This is a genomic window from Stutzerimonas degradans (assembly GCF_024448505.1).
Classification (GTDB): Bacteria; Pseudomonadota; Gammaproteobacteria; order Pseudomonadales; family Pseudomonadaceae; genus Stutzerimonas; species Stutzerimonas degradans.
This window is the reverse complement of sequence record NZ_JAMOHV010000002.1, coordinates 1-20,168: the sequence shown is the minus strand read 5'-3', so window position 1 is coordinate 20,168 and position 20,168 is coordinate 1. Positions and strand designations below refer to the sequence as shown.

General features: G+C 64.8%; 17 protein-coding genes. 16 read left to right on the top strand and 1 reads right to left on the bottom strand.

Translation table 11 applies throughout. The features are described from left to right. The first annotated feature begins 128 nt into the window (after positions 1-128). The gene (locus tag NAV27_RS02830; RefSeq protein ID WP_102827268.1) at positions 129-1,028 is read left to right on the top strand and encodes a LysR substrate-binding domain-containing protein; all 900 of its coding nucleotides are present in this window, start codon (positions 129-131) and stop codon (positions 1,026-1,028) included. Here NAV27_RS02830 and NAV27_RS02825 read toward each other — a convergent pair. Continuing rightward, the gene (locus NAV27_RS02825; protein WP_102827267.1) at positions 1,019-1,801 is read right to left on the bottom strand and encodes an IclR family transcriptional regulator; all 783 of its coding nucleotides are present in this window, start codon (positions 1,799-1,801) and stop codon (positions 1,019-1,021) included. The two genes, NAV27_RS02830 and NAV27_RS02825, sit on opposite strands and share 10 nt — an antisense overlap. 211 nt (positions 1,802-2,012) lie before the next feature. Between NAV27_RS02825 and NAV27_RS02820 the strand changes: the two genes are divergently transcribed. The 15 genes from NAV27_RS02820 to NAV27_RS02750 all read left to right on the top strand — a co-directional run bounded on the left by NAV27_RS02820 (position 2,013) and on the right by NAV27_RS02750 (position 20,097). Continuing rightward, positions 2,013-3,164, top strand: coding sequence for an efflux RND transporter periplasmic adaptor subunit (locus NAV27_RS02820; RefSeq protein ID WP_146029384.1), 1,152 nt, complete (start codon positions 2,013-2,015; stop codon positions 3,162-3,164). 14 nt (positions 3,165-3,178) lie between these two features. Beyond that, complete coding sequence (locus NAV27_RS02815) at positions 3,179-6,325, top strand: efflux RND transporter permease subunit (protein WP_102827265.1); 3,147 nt, start codon at positions 3,179-3,181, stop codon at positions 6,323-6,325. Beyond that, complete coding sequence (locus NAV27_RS02810) at positions 6,322-7,779, top strand: efflux transporter outer membrane subunit (RefSeq protein WP_102827264.1); 1,458 nt, start codon at positions 6,322-6,324, stop codon at positions 7,777-7,779. Before NAV27_RS02815 ends, NAV27_RS02810 begins: the two co-directional genes overlap by 4 nt. A 27-nt stretch (positions 7,780-7,806) precedes the next feature. Then, positions 7,807-8,313 (top strand): acyloxyacyl hydrolase, encoded by a 507-nt coding sequence (locus NAV27_RS02805; protein ID WP_102827729.1) that lies wholly within the window; start codon positions 7,807-7,809, stop codon positions 8,311-8,313. Between the two features lie 253 nt (positions 8,314-8,566). Next, positions 8,567-9,520 carry an AraC family transcriptional regulator gene (locus NAV27_RS02800; protein WP_054093847.1) on the top strand — a complete coding sequence of 318 codons (954 nt, stop codon included), beginning with the start codon at positions 8,567-8,569 and terminating at the stop codon, positions 9,518-9,520. 228 nt (positions 9,521-9,748) lie between these two features. Next, positions 9,749-11,110, top strand: a complete 1,362-nt coding sequence (gene benA, locus NAV27_RS02795) for a benzoate 1,2-dioxygenase large subunit (RefSeq protein WP_102827728.1) — start codon at positions 9,749-9,751, stop codon at positions 11,108-11,110. Then, positions 11,110-11,598: a benzoate 1,2-dioxygenase small subunit gene (gene benB, locus NAV27_RS02790; RefSeq protein WP_008568001.1), complete on the top strand. Its 489-nt coding sequence runs from the start codon at positions 11,110-11,112 to the stop codon at positions 11,596-11,598. The genes benA and benB overlap by 1 nt, the downstream gene beginning before the upstream one ends. Positions 11,599-11,608: 10 nt before the next feature. Beyond that, complete coding sequence (gene benC / locus NAV27_RS02785; RefSeq protein ID WP_102827263.1) at positions 11,609-12,619, top strand: benzoate 1,2-dioxygenase electron transfer component BenC; 1,011 nt, start codon at positions 11,609-11,611, stop codon at positions 12,617-12,619. Between the two features lie 71 nt (positions 12,620-12,690). Continuing rightward, a complete protein-coding gene (locus NAV27_RS02780; protein ID WP_102827262.1) occupies positions 12,691-13,470 on the top strand; it encodes a 1,6-dihydroxycyclohexa-2,4-diene-1-carboxylate dehydrogenase in 780 nt (259 codons plus the stop codon). A gap of 60 nt (positions 13,471-13,530) precedes the next feature. Next, positions 13,531-14,874: an MFS transporter gene (locus tag NAV27_RS02775; protein WP_043296343.1), complete on the top strand. Its 1,344-nt coding sequence runs from the start codon at positions 13,531-13,533 to the stop codon at positions 14,872-14,874. A 28-nt stretch (positions 14,875-14,902) separates the two neighbouring features. Further along, complete coding sequence (locus NAV27_RS02770; protein ID WP_102827261.1) at positions 14,903-16,024, top strand: muconate cycloisomerase family protein; 1,122 nt, start codon at positions 14,903-14,905, stop codon at positions 16,022-16,024. Positions 16,025-16,040: 16 nt separating this feature from the next. Continuing rightward, positions 16,041-16,331, top strand: a complete 291-nt coding sequence (gene catC, locus NAV27_RS02765) for a muconolactone Delta-isomerase (protein WP_102827260.1) — start codon at positions 16,041-16,043, stop codon at positions 16,329-16,331. Between the two features lie 73 nt (positions 16,332-16,404). Beyond that, the gene (catA, locus tag NAV27_RS02760) at positions 16,405-17,343 is read left to right on the top strand and encodes a catechol 1,2-dioxygenase (RefSeq protein ID WP_102827259.1); all 939 of its coding nucleotides are present in this window, start codon (positions 16,405-16,407) and stop codon (positions 17,341-17,343) included. 144 nt (positions 17,344-17,487) lie between these two features. Then, positions 17,488-18,714: a benzoate/H(+) symporter BenE family transporter gene (locus NAV27_RS02755; RefSeq protein WP_102827258.1), complete on the top strand. Its 1,227-nt coding sequence runs from the start codon at positions 17,488-17,490 to the stop codon at positions 18,712-18,714. 114 nt (positions 18,715-18,828) lie between these two features. Continuing rightward, on the top strand, positions 18,829-20,097 hold the full coding sequence (locus NAV27_RS02750; RefSeq protein ID WP_102827257.1) for an OprD family porin: 1,269 nt from the start codon (positions 18,829-18,831) through the stop codon (positions 20,095-20,097). Positions 20,098-20,168 lie beyond the last annotated feature (71 nt).

Here is a 20,168-nt window from a genome sequence, read left to right as displayed (position 1 = left end):
GGTCGACGGTTCTCGCTCATCTGGCGCGCGACGCAAGGTCGGCGTCCTATTTTCGGATCGCCGAATTCTCGCCCTCGGGGCGCCGTGCTACAAAGGTATTTTCCGTCGTCGATCCATGAGTTTCATGAATGAATTACCGCCGCCTGACGCCCTCGATGTCCCTGTTGCTCGCCTTCGAGGCGGCGGCCCGGCATGAAAGCTATACCCGCGCCGCACAGGAACTGTCGCTGACCCAGAGCGCGGTGAGCCGCCAGGTGCAGGCGCTCGAAGCGCTGCTGGGCGTCAGCCTGTTCCGCCGCGAGGGGCGCAATATCGTGCTGACCGATGTCGGCCGGCTGTATCGGCGCGAGCTGGCCGGCGCGCTGGCGCAGATCCGCAACGCGACGCTGCAGGCGGTGGCCTATGGTTCCGGGGTCGGCACGCTGCGTCTGGCGCTGCTGCCGACCTTCGGCTCGAAGTGGCTGCTGCCGCGACTGAATACCTTCTACGCCGCCAATCCCGGCGTGCAGGTGCACATCCATTCGCGTATCCAGCCGGTGGATTTCGACGCCGAAGACATCGATGCGGCGATCTGCGTCGGCAATCCCGAGCAGCCGGGCCTGGTGGTGCATCCGTTGCTGGCGGAATCGATGGTGGTGGTCGCCAGTCCGACGATCTTCGCCGCGGGCGTGCCGGCAACAGCGGATGCCATCGCCGAGCAGACGCTGCTGCAGGTGGCCAGCCACCCGCCGCTGTGGGCGCAGTGGTTCGCCGAGAACGGCCTGGACCCGCAGCGGATGCACGGCGGGCCGAATTTCGAACTGACCTCGCACCTGATCCAGGCGGTGCGCGCCGGCATCGGCGTCGGGCTGGTGCCGGGCCTGCTGGTCGAGGACGAACTGCAGCAGGGGCATTTGCTCGCCATCGGCGCGCCTATTCCGAGCCAGCGCACCTATTGCCTGGTCTATCCGCCGCGCAATGCGGTACTGCCGGCGCTGGAGGCGTTTCGCGCCTGGCTGCTGCCGCGCTCGGCTGACACTCAGGCCTGATCGGTCGAGCGGCCGATCGCCCGCTCGACGGTGTGCTTGCAGGCCAGCAGTGCCTGCTGAAAGGCCGCGCTGCGGGTTGCCGCACGCGCCGACGGGGCGACGACGGCGATGGCGTAGCGACCCAGGTAGGTATCCAGCACCACGGCGAACGAACTCATGCCTTCGATGAGTTCGTCGTGTTCTTCGGCCAGCGTGCCGGCGCGAATCTGCGCCAATTGCGCCAGAAGTGCGGCGCGCTCCGGCGTGGCCGGGGTGACCTTGGGCAGCGGGTCCGGTAGCAGTTGCGCGAGGCTTTCATCAGGCAGCGCGGCCAGCAGCGCCTTGCCGCTGGCCGTGGTGTAGGCGGGGGCGTTGATGCCGATCGGGAAGACCACGCGCAACTCGCGTTCGGCGACCACGCGATCGACCACATAGGACTTGTCGCCGACCAGCGTGCTCACGCACACCGACTCCTGCAGCTGCTCGGACAGCGCGAGCATCTGCGGTTTGACCAGCGAAATGATGTCGGTCTGGGTCTGGCTGATCAGCTGGCCGAGCGCCGGCCCGAGACGGAAACCGCCGCCCGGGCCGATGGTTTCGGCCAGATGCTCCGCTTCCAGCGCGCCGATGATGCGCTGCACGGTCGAGCGCGGCAGATCGACGAGCTGGGCGATGGCAGCGAGGCTCAGGCCCTGTGGGTGGCTGCCGAGCGCGCGCATGACCGCCGCCGCGCGGGCGATGACCTGAATGCCGGCCTGCTTGGCGGCATCGCTGCCCTGGTCTGTCTGCGTCATCGGTTTCTCCCTTTGCATCGTTGCGCCCTGAACACCGTCCGCATTCTCCAGCAGTGGCGCCGCCGAGGCTAGGCGCGGCATCCCGCATTGCGTATCGCTGACCGGGCGCGGACAAATTCGTTCACGGTTTTTCTCATTAAGCTGAATCGCAGAATGGTACACTTGCCCGCTATGCGATACATGTCTTGCGACGCTTCAAGGAGAAGAACAGGTGAAACACCCAAGAAAAACATTGCGTGACGTTCGGCTGGCGCCGCTGGCGGTGCTGCTTGTGCTGGCCGGCTGTGGCGAGAAGACAGCGGAACAGGCCGCCGCGCCGGTACCGGAGGTCGGGGTCTACACCGTGCAGGCGCAGCCGCTGACGCTGACCACCGACCTGCCGGGACGCACCAGCGCCTACCGGGTCGCCGAGGTCCGCCCACAGGTCTCCGGCATCCTGCAGCAGCGGCTGTTCACCGAAGGCACGGAAGTGAAGAAGGGCCAGCAGCTGTACCAGATCGACCCGCGCACCTACGAGGCACGGCTGGCGCGTGCCGAGGCCAACCTGACCACGGCGGAGAACCTGGCCCAGCGCTACGAGCGCCTGCTCAAGACCAACGCCGTCAGCCGCCAGCAGTACGACGACGCCCAGGCCGCCTGGAAACAGGCCCAGGCGGAAGTGCAGGTGGCGCGCATCGACGTGCAGTACACCAAGGTGCTGGCGCCGATCTCCGGGCGCATCGGCCGCTCCACCGTGACCGAAGGCGCCCTGGTGACCAACGGCCAGGCCCAGCATCTGGCCACCGTGACCCAGCTCGATCCCATCTATGTCGACGTCAACCAGCCGATCACCAAGCTGCTCGGGCTCAAGCGCGCGCTGGAATCCGGGCGCCTGCAGAAAACCGGCAGTGACCAGGCCGAGGTCAGCCTGACGCTCGACGACGGCAGCGCCTATCCGTTGCCCGGCACCCTGAAGTTCTCCGAGGTTAGCGTCGACCCGACCACCGGTTCGGTGACGTTGCGCGCCGAGTTTCCTAATCCCGACCGCAAGCTGCTGCCGGGCATGTTCGTGCATGCGCTGCTCAAGGAAGGCACCCAGCAGGACGCCATCCTCGTGCCGCAGCAGGCGGTCAGCCGCGATGCCCGCGGCGTGCCCAGCGTCTGGGTGGTCAAGCCGGACGACAGCGTCGAGCGGCGCGAAGTCGAGACGTTGCGCACCGTCGGCAATGCCTGGCTGATCGGCAAGGGCGTCGCCGATGGCGAACGGGTGGTCACCGAAGGTACGCAGCGGGTGCGCAGCGGCATCACCGTCAAACCGGTGGCGGCCAGCAACGTCAGACTGGTCGCTGAGTTCGCTCCGAAGACCGACGCCGTCGCCAACTAAGGAGCAAGCCGTACATGTCCCGTTTTTTCATTGACCGGCCGATCTTCGCCTGGGTGCTGGCGATCGTCGCCATGCTCGCCGGCGCGTTGTCGCTGGTGAAAATGCCGATCAGCCAGTACCCCAACATCGCCGCCCCGGCCGTGGCCATCGCCGTGACCTATCCCGGCGCCTCCGCGCAGACCGTGCAGGACACCGTGGTCCAGGTGATCGAACAGCAACTCAGCGGCCTCGATGGTTTTCGCTACATGGCCGCGGAGAGCAACTCCGACGGCAGCATGAAGATCATCGTGACTTTTGAGCAGGGCACCAACCCGGACATCGCCCAGGTGCAGGTGCAGAACAAGCTGCAGCTGGCCACCCCGCGACTGCCCGAGGAAGTGCAGCGCCAGGGCCTGCGCGTGGTGAAGTACCAGAAGAACTTCTTCCTGATCATCGGCCTGGCCGATACCACCGGCAAGATGAGCAACTTCGACCTCGGCAACCTGATCGCCTCGCAGCTACAGGACCCGATCTCGCGCATCGACGGTGTCGGCGACTTCCTGCTGTTCGGCTCGCCCTATGCCATGCGCATCTGGCTCGATCCGGCCAAGCTCAACAGCTACCAGCTGACGCCCGGTGATGTGGCCAATGCCATCCGCGAACAGAACGTGCAGGTTTCCTCCGGCCAGCTCGGCGGTCTGCCGACGCTCAGTGGCGTGCAGCTCAACGCCACGGTGCTGGGCAAGACGCGCATGACCACGCCCGAGGAGTTCGAGGAAATCCTGGTCAAGGTCAAGGCCGATGGTTCGCAGATTCGCGTTAAGGACATCGCCCGCGTCGAGCTGGGGGCCGACAACTTCTCCATTTCCAGCAAGCGCAACGGCGAACCCTCGGCGGGCCTCGCGCTGCGCCTGGCCTCCGGCGGCAACCTGCTGGAAACCGTGGCTGCGGTGAAGGCTGCGATGGAGAAGCAGAAAGCCTACCTGCCCGAAGGTATCGAGGTGATCTATCCCTACGACACCACGCCGGTGGTGGAAGCCTCGATCAGCTCGGTGGTGCACACCATCATCGAGGCGGTGGTGCTGGTGTTCCTGGTGATGTACCTGTTCCTGCAGAACTTCCGCGCCACGCTGATTCCGACTCTCGCGGTGCCGGTCGTGCTGCTCGGCGCCTTCGCGCTGCTGCCGTACTTCGGCCTGAGCATCAACGTGCTGACCATGTACGCGATGGTGCTGGCCATCGGCCTCCTGGTGGACGATGCCATTGTGGTGGTGGAAAACGTCGAGCGCCTGATGCACGAGGAGGGCCTGTCGCCGCTGGAAGCCACGCGCAAGTCGATGGGGCAGATCCAGGGCGCGCTGGTTGGCATCGGTCTGGTGCTGTCGGCGGTGTTCGTGCCGATGGCCTTCTTCGGCGGTTCGGCGGGGATCATCTACAAGCAGTTCGCCGTGACCATCGTGCTGTGCATGAGTCTCTCGGTGCTGGTCGCGCTGATCTTCACCCCGGCGCTGTGCGCCACCATCCTGAAAAAGCCCAAGGGCGACGCCCACCACGAGAAGAAGGGCTTCTTCGGCTGGTTCAACCGCACCTTCGAGCGCGGCACCACCCGTTTCGAGCGCGGCGTCGGCGGCATGCTCAAGCACCGCGGGCGCTACCTGCTGGCCTTCGTGCTGATCACTGCCGGCACCGGCTACCTGTTCACCCAGATTCCCAAGGCCTTCCTGCCCAACGAGGACCAGGGCCTGATGATGGTGGAAGTGCGCATGCCGGTTAACTCCTCCGCAGAGCGCACTGGCGCGGTACTGCAGCAGGTGCAGGACTATCTGAAGGAAGAGGAAGGCGAGCTGATCCAGCACGTGCTGACCGTCAACGGCTTCAACTTCGCCGGTCGTGGGCAGAACTCCGGCCTCGGTCTGGTCATGCTCAAGGGCTGGGACCAGCGCGCCGCGGAGGGTCAGGACGTGTTCAGCATCGCCGAGCGCGCCAACGCCCATTTCGCGACGATCAAGGACGCCACCGTGATGGCCTTCGTGCCGCCGGCGATCCTGGAAATGGGTAACGCGATGGGTTTCAACCTCTATCTGCAGGACAACGCTGGCGTCGGTCATGCGGCATTGATGGAGGCGCGCAACCAGTTCCTGCAACTGGCCGGCGAGCATCCGAAGCTGCGCGCGGTGCGCCCCAACGGCAAGGACGACGAGCCGCAGTTCCAGGTCAACATCGACGACGAGAAGGCCCGCGCGCTGCAGGTCAGCATCGCGTCGATCAACCAGACCATGTCGGCGGCCTGGGGCTCGATGTACGTCAACGACTTCATCGACCGCGGCCGGGTCAAGCGCGTGTATATCCAGGGCGAGGAGACCGCGCGCATCACGCCGGAGGATTTCGACAAGTGGTACGTGCGCAACGCTCTCGGTGAGATGGTGCCGTTCTCGGCCTTCGCCACCGGCGACTGGACCTTCGGCTCGCCCAAGCTGGAGCGCTACGGCGGGATCTCCTCGGTGGAAATCCTCGGCGAACCGGCACCGGGCTACAGCACCGGCGACGCCATGGTGGCCATCGCTGAAATCATGCAGCAACTGCCGCCGGGGATCGGCCTGAGCTACACCGGGCTTTCCTACGAGGAAATCCAGACCGGTGACCAGGCGCCGATGCTCTACGCGCTGACCGTGCTGATCGTGTTCCTCTGCCTGGCGGCGCTCTACGAGAGCTGGTCGGTGCCGGCGGCGGTGATGCTGGTGGTGCCGCTGGGCATCCTCGGCTCGGTGCTCGCCACGCTGTTCCGGGATCTCACCGCCGACGTCTATTTCCAGATCGGCCTGATGACCACGGTCGGCCTGTCGGCGAAGAACGCCATCCTCATCGTCGAGTTCGCCAAGGACCTTTACGAGAAGGAAGGCATGCCGCTGGTCCAGGCGGCGGTGCACGCGGCGCGTCTGCGCCTGCGCCCCATCGTCATGACCTCGCTGGCGTTCACCTTCGGCGTGCTGCCAATGGCCCTGGCCAGTGGCGCCGGCGCCGGCAGCCAGCATTCGGTGGCGACCGGGGTGGTCGGCGGGATGATTACCGCCACCGTGCTTGCGGTGTTCTTCGTGCCGCTGTTCTACGTGGTGGTGGTCAAGCTCTTCGAGGGCCGCAAGAAGCCGCACGCCGTTGCCGAAGCCGAAGGAGAAACCGCATGAAGTTCAAGCCTTTGACCCTCGCGGTTGCCCTGGCACTGGGCGGCTGCAGTCTGATCCCGCAGTACGAGCGACCGCAGGCGCCGATCGAGGCCGACTGGCCGCAGGGCGCGGCGTACGATCAGGCGGAGCAGGGCGACACGCGCGCGGCCGATCTGCGCTGGCAGGAGTTTTTCCGCGACGCCGCGCTGCGCGAGCTGATCGGCGTGGCGCTGCAGAACAACCGCGACCTGCGTCAGGCCGCGCTGAACGTCGAGGCCTACCGCGCGTTGCACCGCATCCAGCGTGCCGAGCTGTTCCCCGGCGTCGATGCGGGCGGCAGTGGCAGTCGCCAGCGCCTGCCGGACGACCTCTCGCCGACCGGCGAGGCGGGTATCCAGAGCCGCTACGACGTGGGGCTGGGCGTATCCTACGAGCTGGACGCCTTCGGCCGCATCCGCAGCCTCAGCCGCGCGGCGCTGGAGCAGTACCTGGCCAGCGAAGAAGCCCAGCGCAGCGTGCACATCGCCCTGGTCGGCGACGTCGCCACCGCCTATTTCGCCTGGCGCACCGACCAGGCGCTGCTGGAGCTGACCGAGGCCACGCTGGAAAGCTACCGGCAGAGCCTGTCGCTGATCGAAGCCAGTGCCGAAGCCGGCACCGCCTCGGAGCTGGACGTGCGCCAGGCGCGCACCCTGGTCGATCAGGCGCGTACGCAAAAGGCGCTGTATACCCGGCTCATCGCCGAGGATGCCAACGCCCTGCGCCTGTTGCTGGGGGCGGCGATTCCGCGCGATCTACCGGCTGGTGGCAAGCTGCAAATGGATACGCTGGCCGACTTCCCCGCCGGGCTGCCGGCCGATCTGCTGCTGCGTCGCCCCGACATCCGCGCCGCGGAGCACCGCCTGCTGGCCGCCAACGCCAACATCGGCGCGGCGCGCGCGGCGTTCTTCCCGAGCATCAGCCTGACCGGCAACGCCGGCACCGTCAGCAGCGAACTGGACGGCTTGTTCGACGGCGGTTCCGGCGCCTGGAGTCTGGTCCCTCGGATCAACCTGCCGATCTTCACGGCCGGGCGGTTGAAGGCCAACCTCGACTACGCCGAGATCCAGAAGGACATCCACGTCGCGGCGTACGAGAAGGCCATCCAGACCGCCTTCCGCGAAGTCGCCGACGGCCTCGCCGCGCGCGGTACCTACGACGAACAGGTACAGGCGCAGAGCGATCTGGTCGACAATAACCGCGCCTACTACCAGCTGGCCCGCCAGCGTTACGACGAGGGCGTGGACACCTACCTCACCGTGCTCGACGCCCAGCGCGAGCTGTTCGCGTCGCAGCGCCAGCTGCTCAGCGACCATCTGTTGCAGCTGAACCGCGAAGTCCAGCTGTATCGCGCCCTGGGTGGCGGCTGGAAGACGGACACGGCCGAGCGTTCGGCCGCGGGGGCTGATGGCCCCGCAACACTCACCATGAACTGAAGTAAGGAGTTCGTTTTGATCAATCGCATGATTCTGGGCGGCGCGCTTGCGCTGGGCCTGGCCGCCGGCCCCGTGGCCGCCGCTGAAGTCTCGGGCGCTCTGGGCGTCACCGGGCAGGGCGACATGACCTTCCGCGCCAGCCTGGCGCAGGCTTGGGACAAGAGCTGGTGGCAGAGCGAAACCGGCCAGCTGAGCGGCTACTGGGACGCGGCGTACACCTACTGGGAAGGTGGCGACGACTATTCCGGCGCGCACTCGCTGTCGTTCAGCCCGGTGTTCACCTATGAGTTCAGTGGCTGGCGCTACACCCCGTACGTCGAGGCCGGCATCGGCGTCGCGTTCTTCTCCAAGACCGACGTCGGCGAGCAGCAGCTGGGCTCCTCGTTCAACTTCGAGGACCGCCTCGGCGTCGGTCTGAAGCTGCCGGGCGAGCGCAAGGTCGGCCTGCGTGCCATGCATTACTCCAACGCCGGTCTCAAGCAGCCGAACGACGGCGTCGAGTCCTACTCGCTGTTCTACAGCCAGGCGTTCTGACCTGGCCGGGCCTGGTGGCAGCCAGGCCCGCACTCCGCCGCCGCTCGTCCCGAGGCGCGCGGCACGTCCATCCGAAATCGTGCGATAACCGCACGAACGGGTGTTGTCCGTTGGTCGAATCTCCTATGCTGGCCTCACTCGCTATTCTTGACGTCGATCAATGTTGTGTCTGTTGACAGTGATCGCGATCCGAGAACGGTGACGGCCAGACCGCACCGCAGGCGAACTATAAGAACAAACCGAGTGCCCTGTGATGGAACGACTGCTGAACGAAAGAAGCAGGATCTTCGCGCATGCCGATCCGCATGCCGTTTCGGAGTACGTCAACCAGTACGTTGGCGCGCACTGCATTCGGCTGCCGCGCACCGGTAACCCGCAGGCGAGCCTCAATCACTGCACCTTCGGCAAGCTCGATCTGTGCCAGATCAGCTACGGCGGCAGCGTGCACGTCAGCTCGCCGGCGCTGGAAACCATCTATCACCTGCAGCTGCTGCAGCGCGGCCACTGCCTGTGGCGCAGCCGTGGGCAGGAGCATTACTTCACGCCCGGCGAACTGCTGCTGATCAATCCCGACGATCCGGTCGACCTGACCTATTCGGACGATTGCGAGAAGCTCATCGTCAAGCTGCCGGCCTCATTCCTCGAACAGGCCTGCAGCGAGAACCAGTGGCGCGCACCGGCCGAGGGCATCCGCTTCAGCAGCAACCGTCATGCGCTCGGCGAGCTCGACGGCTTCGACAGCCTGATCGGCCTGGTTTGCCGTGAGGCCGGCTCCGCACAGAGCATCCCGCAGATTCAGGAGCAGTACAGCCGGATCATTGCCAGCAAGCTGCTCTGCACACTGGCCAACAACATACGTCGCGATCCGTTCGGCGACAGCTGCCCGTCGTTCGGTCGGCTCAGCGATTACATCGACGAGCACCTGAAGAAGGACATCTCCGTCGAGCAGCTGGCCGAGCTGGCCAACATGAGCCTGCGCTCGCTGTATCTGCTGTTCGAGCGCAAGGTCGGCACCACGCCCAAGTCCTACATTCGCCAGCGCAAGCTGGAGCAGATCCACGGGCGGCTGAGCGATCCCTCGGCCAAGGTGCGCAACATCACCGAGATCGCCATGGACTACGGCTTCATGCACCTGGGCCGTTTTTCGGAAAGCTACAAGAGCACCTTCGGCGAGCTGCCTTCGGACACCCTGCGTCGCCATCACTGAGTCCCCTTGAGGCGCTGCCATTCTGACGGCAGCGCCTCTTTTTCTTCCCGCGCTCGATCATCCTCACCGCCAGTCCGGGTGGCGATTTACCGTGCGCGTGCGTGCGGCAATCTGTCCTCTTGCGTTGTGCAGAAAACGGATAGAAGTCGTGCAGAAAACGGATATTGATGCCGCCGCCAGCGCCTTAGCCTTCATCACGTGGAAACAATAACAATGGAGGCCCCGGCCATGTCCCTGGGAATCGATTACCTTGATTCGCTGCTCGATGAAGACAAAGAGAAGGGCATCTTTCGCTGCAAGCGCGAGATGTTCACCGACCCGCGGTTGTTCGAGCTGGAGATGAAGCACATCTTCGAGGGCAACTGGATCTACCTCGCGCACGAGAGCCAGATCCCCGAGAAGAACGACTACTACACCACTCAGATGGGCCGGCAGCCGATCTTCATCGCACGCAACAAGGACGGCCAGCTCAACGCCTTCATCAATGCCTGCAGCCATCGCGGCGCCATGCTGTGCCGCTTCAAGAGTGGCAACAAGGCGACGTACACCTGCCCGTTCCATGGCTGGACCTTCAACAACTCGGGCAAGCTGCTCAAGGTGAAGGACCCCAAGGAAGCCGGTTACCCCGACAGCTTCGACTGCGACGGCTCGCATGATCTGAAGAAGGTCGCGCGCTTCGAGTCCTACCGCGGCTTCCTGTTCGGCAGCTTGCGCGAGGACGTCGCCCCGCTGGAAGAATTCCTCGGCGAGTCGAAAAAGATCATCGACATGGTCGTCGACCAGTCGCCGGAAGGCATCGAAGTCCTGCGCGGTTCCTCCACCTATGTCTATGAAGGCAACTGGAAACTGCAGGCCGAGAACGGCGCCGACGGTTATCACGTCACCGCCGTGCACTGGAACTACGCCGCCACCCAGCAGCAGCGCAAGCTCAAGGAAGCCGGCGACGACATCCGCGCCATGAGCGCCGGCGGCTGGGGCAAGAAGGGCGGTGGTTTCTATTCCTTCGAGAACGGCCACCTGCTGCTCTGGACCCGCTGGGACAACCCGGAAGACCGTCCGCTGTACGCGCGCCGCGACGAGATGGTCGCCGAGTTCGGCCAGGCGCGGACCGACTGGATGATCGAGAACTCGCGCAACCTCTGCCTGTACCCGAACCTGTACCTGATGGATCAGTTCGGCTCGCAGCTGCGCATCGCCAAGCCGCTGTCGGTGGACAAGACCGAAGTCACCATCTACTGCATCGCGCCCAAGGGCGAGAGTGCCGAAGCGCGGGCGCGGCGCATCCGCCAGTACGAAGACTTCTTCAACGTCTCCGGCATGGCGACCCCGGACGACCTCGAGGAATTCCGCGCCTGCCAGCAGGGCTTCGCCGGACGCGCCATGGAGTGGAACGACATGTCCCGCGGCGCCAAGCACTGGATCGACGGTGCCGACGAAGGCGCCAAGGAAATCGACCTGCAGCCGCTGATGAGCGGTGCCCGCACCGAGGATGAAGGCCTGTTCGTGCTGCAGCATCACTACTGGCAGCAGCAGATGATCAAGGCGGTGAAGGCCGAGCAGGACCAGCTGATCCACGTGGAGGGCGCGTAATGACCATCTCCTACGAAGCCGCGCGCGACTTCCTCTACCGCGAAGCGCGCTACCTCGACGACAAGGACTGGGACAGCTGGCTGGAGCTGTATGCCGCCGACGCGACCTTCTGGATGCCGGCCTGGGACGACGAGGACAAGCTCACCGAAGATCCGCAGAAGGAAATCTCGCTGATCTGGTACGGCAACCGCAGCGGTCTGGAAGACCGGGTGTTCCGCATCCGCACCGAGCGCTCCAGTGCCACCATTCCGGACACCCGCACCTCGCACAACATCAGCAACCTGGAGCTGATCGAGCAGGGCGAGGGCTTCTGCAAGCTGCGCTTCAACTGGCACACGATGAGCTTCCGCTACAAGACCGTCGACCACTTCTACGGCACCAGCTTCTACACGCTCGACACCCGCGGCGAGAGCCCGCTGATCAAGCACAAGAAGGTCGTGCTGAAGAACGACTACATCCGCCAGTTGATCGACGTTTACCACCTGTGAGGGCAAGGCCATGACTCACCAGATCGCATTGAATTTCGAAGACGGGGTCACCCGCTTCATCGAAGCCAATCTCGGCGAAACCGTTGCCGACGCGGCCTACCGCCAGGGCATCAACATCCCGCTGGACTGCCGCGACGGCGCCTGCGGGGCCTGCAAGTGCTTCGCCGAAGCGGGCAGCTATGACCTCGGCGAGGAATACATCGAGGACGCTTTGAGCGAGGACGAAGCTGCGCAGGGCTACGTGCTGACTTGCCAGATGCGCGCCGAGAGCGACTGCGTGATCCGCGTGCCGGCGTCGTCGCAGGTCTGCAAGACCGCGCAGGCCAGCTACCAGGCGACCATCAGCAACGTGCGCCAGCTGTCGCAGAGCACCATCGCGCTGTCGGTCAAGGGCGAGTCGCTGAGCCAGCTGGCCTTCCTGCCCGGGCAGTACGTCAACCTGCAGGTGCCGGGCACCGATCAGACCCGCGCCTACTCCTTCAGCTCGCTGCAGAAGGGCGGTGAAGTCAGCTTCCTGATCCGCAACGTGCCGGGCGGGCTGATGAGCAGCTTCCTCAGCGGCATGGCCAAGGCCGGCGACAGCCTGACTCTGGCCGGTCCGCTGGGCAGCTTTTACCTGCGCGAGATCAAGCGGCCGCTGCTGTTGCTCGCCGGCGGCACGGGTCTGGCGCCGTTCACCGCGATGCTGGAGAAGATCGCCGAGCAGGGCAGCGCGCATCCGCTGCACCTGATCTACGGCGTCTCCAACGACTTCGATCTGGTGGAGATGGACAAGCTCGCCGACTTTGCCGCGCGCATCCCCAACTTCACCTACAGCGCCTGCGTGGCGAGCAGCGACAGTCAGTACCCGCAGAAGGGCTACGTGACCCAGCACATCGAGCCCAAGCACCTCAACGAAGGCGAAGTGGACATCTACCTGTGCGGCCCGCCGCCGATGGTCGAGTCGGTCAACCAGTTCATTCGTGAACAGGGTCTGCAGCCGGCCAACTTCTATTACGAGAAGTTCGCCGCCAGCGCCTGATCCGCCGCTCGTAGGGTGGGTGTCCGCGCAGCGACACCCACTGCAACCCTCGCATGCAAGAGGTTGGATAGATGAACGCACGTTTTCACAACAAGGTCGCCGTGATCACCGGCGCCGCCCAGGGCATCGGCCGGCGCGTGGCCGAGCGCATGGGTGAAGAGGGCGGCCGGCTGCTGCTGGTCGACCGCTCCGAACTGGTCCACGAGCTGGCCGACGAACTCGGCGTGAAGGGCATCGAGGTGCTGACCATGACCGCCGATCTCGAACAGTTCGCCGATTGCCATCGGGTGATGGATGCCGCGAAAGAGCGCTTCGGCCGTCTCGACATCCTCGTCAACAACGTCGGCGGCACCATCTGGGCCAAGCCCTTCGAGCATTACCAGGAGCACGAGATCGAGGCCGAAGTGCGCCGCTCGTTGTTCCCGACGCTGTGGTGCTGCCACGCCGCGCTGCCGCACATGCTGGAGCAGGGCGCCGGCGCCATCGTCAACGTCTCCTCGATTGCCACGCGCAGCCTCAACCGCGTGCCGTACGGCGCGGCCAAGGGCGGCGTCAACGCGCTGACCGCGTGCCTGGCTTTCGAGAACGCGCAGCGCGGCATTCGCGTCAACGCGACGGCTCCAGGCGGCACCGAAGCACCGCCACGGCGCATCCCGCGCAACAGCGCCGAGCAGAGCGAGCAGGAAAAGCTCTGGTACCAGCAGATCGTCGATCAGACCGTCGATTCCACGCTGATGAAGCGCTACGGAACCATCGACGAGCAGGCCGGAGCGATCCTCTTTCTGGCCTCGGACGAGGCCTCCTACATCACCGGCGTGACCCTGCCGGTAGGCGGGGGCGACCTGGGCTGAGCCCCGCAACGAACGACACGCGACGCAGTTTTCACAACAAAAACAATAGAGAGCCTTGTCATGCGAAAAGTAGATGTTCACGAGATCATCGATAACGCCCGCTTCAGCGGCTTCCACTGGCTGGTCATGTGCCTGTGCGCGCTGCTGCTGATCTTCGACGGCTACGACCTGTTCATCTATGGCGTGGTCCTGCCGGTGATCATGAAGGAATGGGGGTTGACCCCGCTGGAAGCCGGCGCACTGGGTAGCTATGCACTGTTCGGCATGATGTTCGGCGCGCTGGTGTTCGGCACCCTGGCCGACCGTATCGGGCGCAAGAAGGGCATCGCCATCTGCTTCGTGCTGTTCAGCGGCGCCACGGTGCTCAACGGCTTCGCCAGCACGCCCACCGAATTCGGCATTTTCCGCTTTCTCGCCGGCCTCGGCTGCGGCGGACTGATGCCCAACGTGGTGGCGCTGATGAACGAATACGCGCCGAAGAAACTGCGCAGCACCCTGGTGGCGATCATGTTCAGCGGCTATTCGCTGGGCGGCATGTTCTCCGCCGGCCTGGGCATCTACATGCTGCCGCGCTTCGGCTGGGAAGCGATGTTCTTCGCCGCCGCCGTGCCGCTGCTCCTGCTGCCGCTGATCCTGTGGAAGCTGCCAGAGTCGGTGGGCTTTCTGGTGCGCCAGGGCCGCATCGAACAGGCGCGTGATCTGCTCAACCGGGTCGATCCGAACCAGCAGCTGGGCGCCAGCGATGAGCTGGTGCTGGTCGAGGTGAAGGGTAAGAGCGCGTCGGTGCTGGAGCTGTTCCGCCACGGCCGCGGCGTGCGCACCGTGTCGCTCTGGCTGGCGTTCTTCTGCTGCCTGCTGATGGTCTACGCGCTGGGCTCCTGGCTGCCGAAGCTGATGGCCAACGCCGGCTACAGCCTGGGTTCCAGTCTGTCGTTCCTGCTGGCGCTGAACTTCGGCGGCATGGCCGGCGCGATCTTCGGCGGCTGGCTGGGCGATCGTTTCAACCTGGCCAAGGTGGTGGTGGCGTTCTTCGCCGTATCGGTGGTGTCGATCAGCCTGCTGGGCTTCAAGTCGCCGATGCCGGTGCTCTACACGCTGATCTTCATCGCCGGCGCTACCGTGATCGGCACGCAAATTCTGCTCTATGCCGCCGCCGCGCAGTTCTACGGCCTGTCGATCCGCTCCACCGGCCTCGGCTGGGCCTCGGGCATCGGCCGCAACGGCGCCATCGTCGGCCCGCTGCTGGGCGGTGCGCTGCTGGGCATCAACCTGCCGCTGCAACTCAATTTCATGGCCTTCGCGGTGCCGGGTGCAATTGCCGCGCTGGCCATGACCGTCTTCGCCATCTCCAGCCAGCGTAGCGGTGCCACGGCACCCTCCCTGCTGACGACGGCGAAGGCCTGAACACTGAAACTGGAAATCGGAAGCTGATATGAGCCATTCCCTGATCGAAAGCATCCAGACGGTCATCGTCGATCTGCCGACCATCCGCCCGCACAAGCTGGCGATGCACACGATGCAGCAGCAGACGCTGGTGATCATCCGCGTGCGTTGCGCCGACGGCATCGAAGGCATCGGCGAGGCCACCACCATCGGCGGCCTGGCCTACGGCAACGAGAGCCCGGAGAGCATCAAGACCAACATCGACAGCCATCTCGGCCCGCTGCTGGTCGGTCAGGATGCGGCCAATATCAACGCCGCCATGCTGCGCCTGGACAAGGCGGCCAAGGGCAATACCTTCGCCAAGTCCGGCATCGAGAGCGCGCTGCTCGACGCGCAGGGCAAGCGCCTCGGCCTGCCGGTCAGCGAGCTGCTCGGCGGCCGGGTGGGCGACAGCCTGGAAGTAGCCTGGACGCTGGCCAGCGGCGACACCGCCAAGGACATTGCCGAAGCCGAGCGCATGCTCGATATCCGTCGCCACCGCATCTTCAAGCTGAAGATCGGCGCCGGCGAGGTGAACGCCGATCTCAAGCATGTCATCGCCATCAAGCAGGCCCTCGGCGAGCGCGCCAGCGTGCGCGTCGACGTCAACCAGGCCTGGGACGAGTCGGTGGCGCTGCGCGCCTGCCGCATCCTCGGCGACAACGGCATCGATCTGATCGAACAGCCGATCTCGCGGATCAACCGCGGCGGGCAGGTGCGCCTGAACCAGCGCAGCCCCGCGCCGATCATGGCCGATGAGTCGATCGAGAGCGTCGAGGACGCCTTCAGCCTGGCCGCCGACGGCGCGGCCAGCATCTTCGCCCTGAAAATCGCCAAGAACGGCGGCCCACGTGCCGTGCTGCGCACCGCGCAGATCGCCGAGGCAGCGGGTATCGCGCTGTACGGCGGCACCATGCTCGAAGGCGCCATCGGCACCCTGGCCTCGGCACATGCGTTCGTCACGCTGAACAAGCTGACCTGGGGCACCGAGCTGTTCGGCCCGCTGCTGCTCACCGAAGAAATCGTCACCGAGGCGCCGGTCTATTGCGACTTCCAGCTGGAAGTGCCGCGCACGCCGGGCCTGGGCCTGACCCTCGACGAAGAGCGCCTGGCGTTCTTCGCCCGCACGTAAGAAAGGAGAACTCGAGATGCTCTTCCACGTGAAGATGATCGTGAAGCTGCCGGTCGACATGGGCCCGGCGAAGGCCGCCAAGCTCAAGGCAGACGAGAAGGAGTTGGCGCAGAGTCTGATGCGCGCGGGCAAGTGGCGCCACCTATGGCGTATCGCCGGGCAGTACGCCAACTACAGCGTGTTCGACGTGGCCAGCGTGCAGGAACTGCACGACACGCTGATGCAACTGCCGCTGTTCCCCTACATGGAAATCGAGGTCAACGCGCTGTGCCGTCACCCGTCTTCGATTCGTGAGGACGACAGCTGATCGATTTCTCCGGACCAGGCGCTGCCCGGTCAGTTAACCCGCGACACCACAATTACAAAACGAGGCCTGAGCCATGACTGTAAAAATCTCCCACTCCGATCACGTGCAGACCTTCTTCAAGGAAGCCAGCGGCTTCAACAATGACGAAGGCAGCAGCCGCATGAAGACGGTGATCAACCGCATTCTGGTCGACACCGCGAAGATCGTCGAAGACCTGGAAATCACCCAGGACGAGTTCTGGAAGGCGGTGGATTACCTCAATCGCCTCGGCGGTCGTCACGAGGCCGGCCTGCTGATCGCCGGCCTGGGGCTGGAGCATTACCTCGACTTGCTGCAGGACGCCAAGGACGAGCAGGAAGGCCTCACCGGCGGCACGCCGCGCACCATCGAAGGCCCGCTGTACGTCGCCGGTGCGCCGATTGCCCAGGGCGTGACGCGCATGGACGACGGCAGCGAAGATGACGTTGCCACGCCGATGTTCCTCCAGGGCCGCGTCACCGGCCCGGACGGTCAGCCGGTTGCCGGCGCGGTGGTCGATCTGTGGCATGCCAACACCAAGGGCAACTATTCCTACTTCGACAAGAGCCAGTCGGAGTACAACCTGCGTCGTCGCATTGTCACCGACGAGAACGGCTACTACCGCGCCCGCAGTATCGTGCCGTCCGGCTATGGCTGCTCGCCCGACGGTCCGACTCAGGAACTGCTCGACATGCTTGGTCGCCATGGCCAGCGTCCAGCGCACATTCACTTCTTCATTTCCGCGCCGGGTCATCGTCATCTGACCACTCAGATCAACCTGGCGGGCGACAAGTACCTGTGGGACGATTTCGCGTACGCCACCCGCGAAGGTCTGGTCGGCGACATCCGCTTTGTCGACGATGCCGAGGCTGCGCGTAGCCGCGGTGTGCAGGGACGTTTCGCGGAAATCGACTTCGACTTTCAGCTGCAGAAGGCGCCCGCGCCGCACGCCGAGCAGCGCAGCCAGCGCCCGCGCGCGCTGCAGCAGGCTTGATACACGCCCTGGCGGCCGGGAGCTTTCCGGCCGCCAGGCTGCCTGCTGCTGACGGAGCTACATGCAGGACGCAGCGGTCGCTTCACCCATAACAAGAGTGATCCGGGCAATGCCACGGATCGCCTGCCTGTCTTGCGAGGCGATATGAAAGCGCTACTCAAAGACTTCTCGCTGTCCGCCGTGGTCGCCGGCTTTATCGCGACCGTGATTTCCTATGCCGGTCCGCTGGTAATCATCTTCCAGGCGGCCAAGGCGGCCGACCTGCCGCATGATGTGCTGTCGTCGTGGGTCTGGACGATCTCCATCGGCAGCGGTGTGCTCGGCATTGCACTCAGCATTCGCTACAAGGTCCCCATCGTCATCGCCTGGTCGGCGCCCGGCTCGGCGCTGCTGGTGACCATGCTGCCTGACATCACGCTCAACCAGGCGGTGGGGGCGTACATCGTCAGCAATATAGTGGTGCTGCTGGTCGGCCTGTCCGGTGCCTTTGACCGCATCATCGACCGTCTGCCCGCGGCCATCGCCGCAGGCATGCTCGCGGGGATCCTGTTCCGCTTCGGCACCGGCCTGTTCGTCGCGGTCAAGGACCAGCCCTGGCTGGTGCTGGCGATGTTCGGCACCTATCTGTTGTTCAAGCGCTCGCTGCCGCGCTACGCAGTACTCGCGGTATTGGTGGTCGGTGTGACGATCGCGATCGCTTCGGGCGAGCTGCGCAGCGAGGCGCTGGTGATCGGACTGGCGACGCCGGTGTGGATCGCGCCGGAGTTCAGCTGGCAGGTGATCCTCAATATTGTCTTTCCGCTGGTGATGGTGGCGCTCACCGGGCAGTTCATGCCGGGTATGGCGGTATTGCGCAATGACGGTTACGCAACGCCTGCCAGCCCGCTGATCAGCAGCAGCGCGCTGGGCTCGCTGCTGCTGGCGCCGTTCGGTTGCCACGGCTTGAACCTGGCGGCGATCACGGCGGCGATCTGCACCGGCCGCGAGTCCCACGAAAACCCGCACAAGCGTTATGTCGCGGGCGTTTCCGGCGGGGTGTTCTATCTGTTGCTGGGAATCTTCGGGGCGACGCTGGTTTCGCTCTTCACGGCCTTCCCCGCAGCGATGATCGCCGCGCTGGCCGGCTTGGCGCTGCTGGCAGCGATCGGCGCTGCATTGTCCGGCGCGATGGCGGTCCCGGCCGATCGCGAGGCGGCGCTGATCACCTTTCTGGTCACGGCGTCCGGCATGTCGTTCCTCGGTCTGTCGGCGGCGTTCTGGGGCTTGGTGTTCGGCCTTTGCGCCCACGCTCTGCTTGGGCTGCGACAACGCCGAAGTGCTCCGGCATTGCCTCTCGCGACGAGCTCCGAGGAGCAGCAGCCGGCACGGTGACCTCAATCTGAGCAGGTAGCTTTTTAGCGTTCCAACCACCCATCTGTCGTTCTTCCGACTTCGTCGGAGGGCCGGCTGCGTGCATCCGAAAAACAAAAACAAGAGAGCGACACCATGCAGAAAACTCGAATCTCCCGCCTTGCGCTGGCCATCGGTACCGCCACCACCATCCCCGGCGCCTTTGCCGCAGAAGGCGGGTTCCTTGAAGACGCCACCGCCACCTTGCAGGCGCGTAACTATTACTTCAGCCGGGATTTCTCCGATATCGTCGGTCCCAATCCGCAGTCGAAGGCCGAAGAGTGGGCGCAGGGCTTCATTCTCAAGGTCAATTCGGGCTTCACCCAGGGACAGGTCGGCTTCGGCTTCGACGCCATCGGCATGCTGGGTATCAAGCTCGACAGCGGCGGCGGCCGGATCAACACCGGTCTGCTACCGACCGGCAGCGACGGCAAGGCGCAGGACGACTACAGTCGACTCGGTGCGGCGCTCAAGGTGCGCCTGTCGCAGACCGAGCTGCGGATCGGCGAGCTGACGCCCAACCTGCCAGTGCTCGCCTTCAGCGATATCCGCTTGCTGCCGCCGACTTACCAGGGTGCCAGCATCGTTTCCAACGAAATCACCGGACTGACACTGCAGGCCGGCCAGCTGCGCTCGGGAAGCCTGCTGAACGAGGCAGGCGATGGCGAGATATTCGCCAAGCTCGGCAGTACGCCACGGCTGGGCGGCAATAGAAGCAGCGACCGTTTCCACTACGCGGGTGCCGATTACACCTTCAATGACAAGCGCACGTCGGTGGGGGTGTGGTACGCGCAGCTGGAAGATATCTATAACCAGCGTTTCTACAGTCTCAAGCACAGTTTGCCGGTGGGGCAGTGGGTATTCGGTGCGAACATCGGTTTCTACGATTCGCGGGAAGACGGTGATCGGCTGCTGGGAAGCATCGACAACCAGGCGGCGTTCTCGCAGCTTTCCGCCAGGCGTGGCGGCCACACCTTCATGGTCGGTTATCAGGCGATGTTCGGCGACGATGCGTTTCCGCGGGTGTTCAATAACATCGCGCCACTGGGTAACGAGGTGCCGACGTACGAGTTCGCTGAGAAGGACGAGCGATCCTGGCAGGCTCGTTACGACTATGACTTCGCTGCGCTTGGCGTTCCCGGGTTGGTGGCGACGGTGCGCTACATCACCAGCGATAACGTCGATACCGGAAGAGGCTTCGAGGGCAACGCTCAGGAGCGCGATCTGGACATCGGCTACACCGTGCAGAGTGGTCCGTTGAAAAATGTCGGCGTTCGCCTGCGCAACGTAGCCGCTCGATCCAACTATCGCAGCGATATCGATGAAAATCGGCTGATCCTGAGCTACACGCTGACCTTGTTCTAACGGCTTGAGGCCGGTTTGATTCGACAACGCTGGGAGCTGAGAGAAATATCCAAATAACGGTTGACGCACAC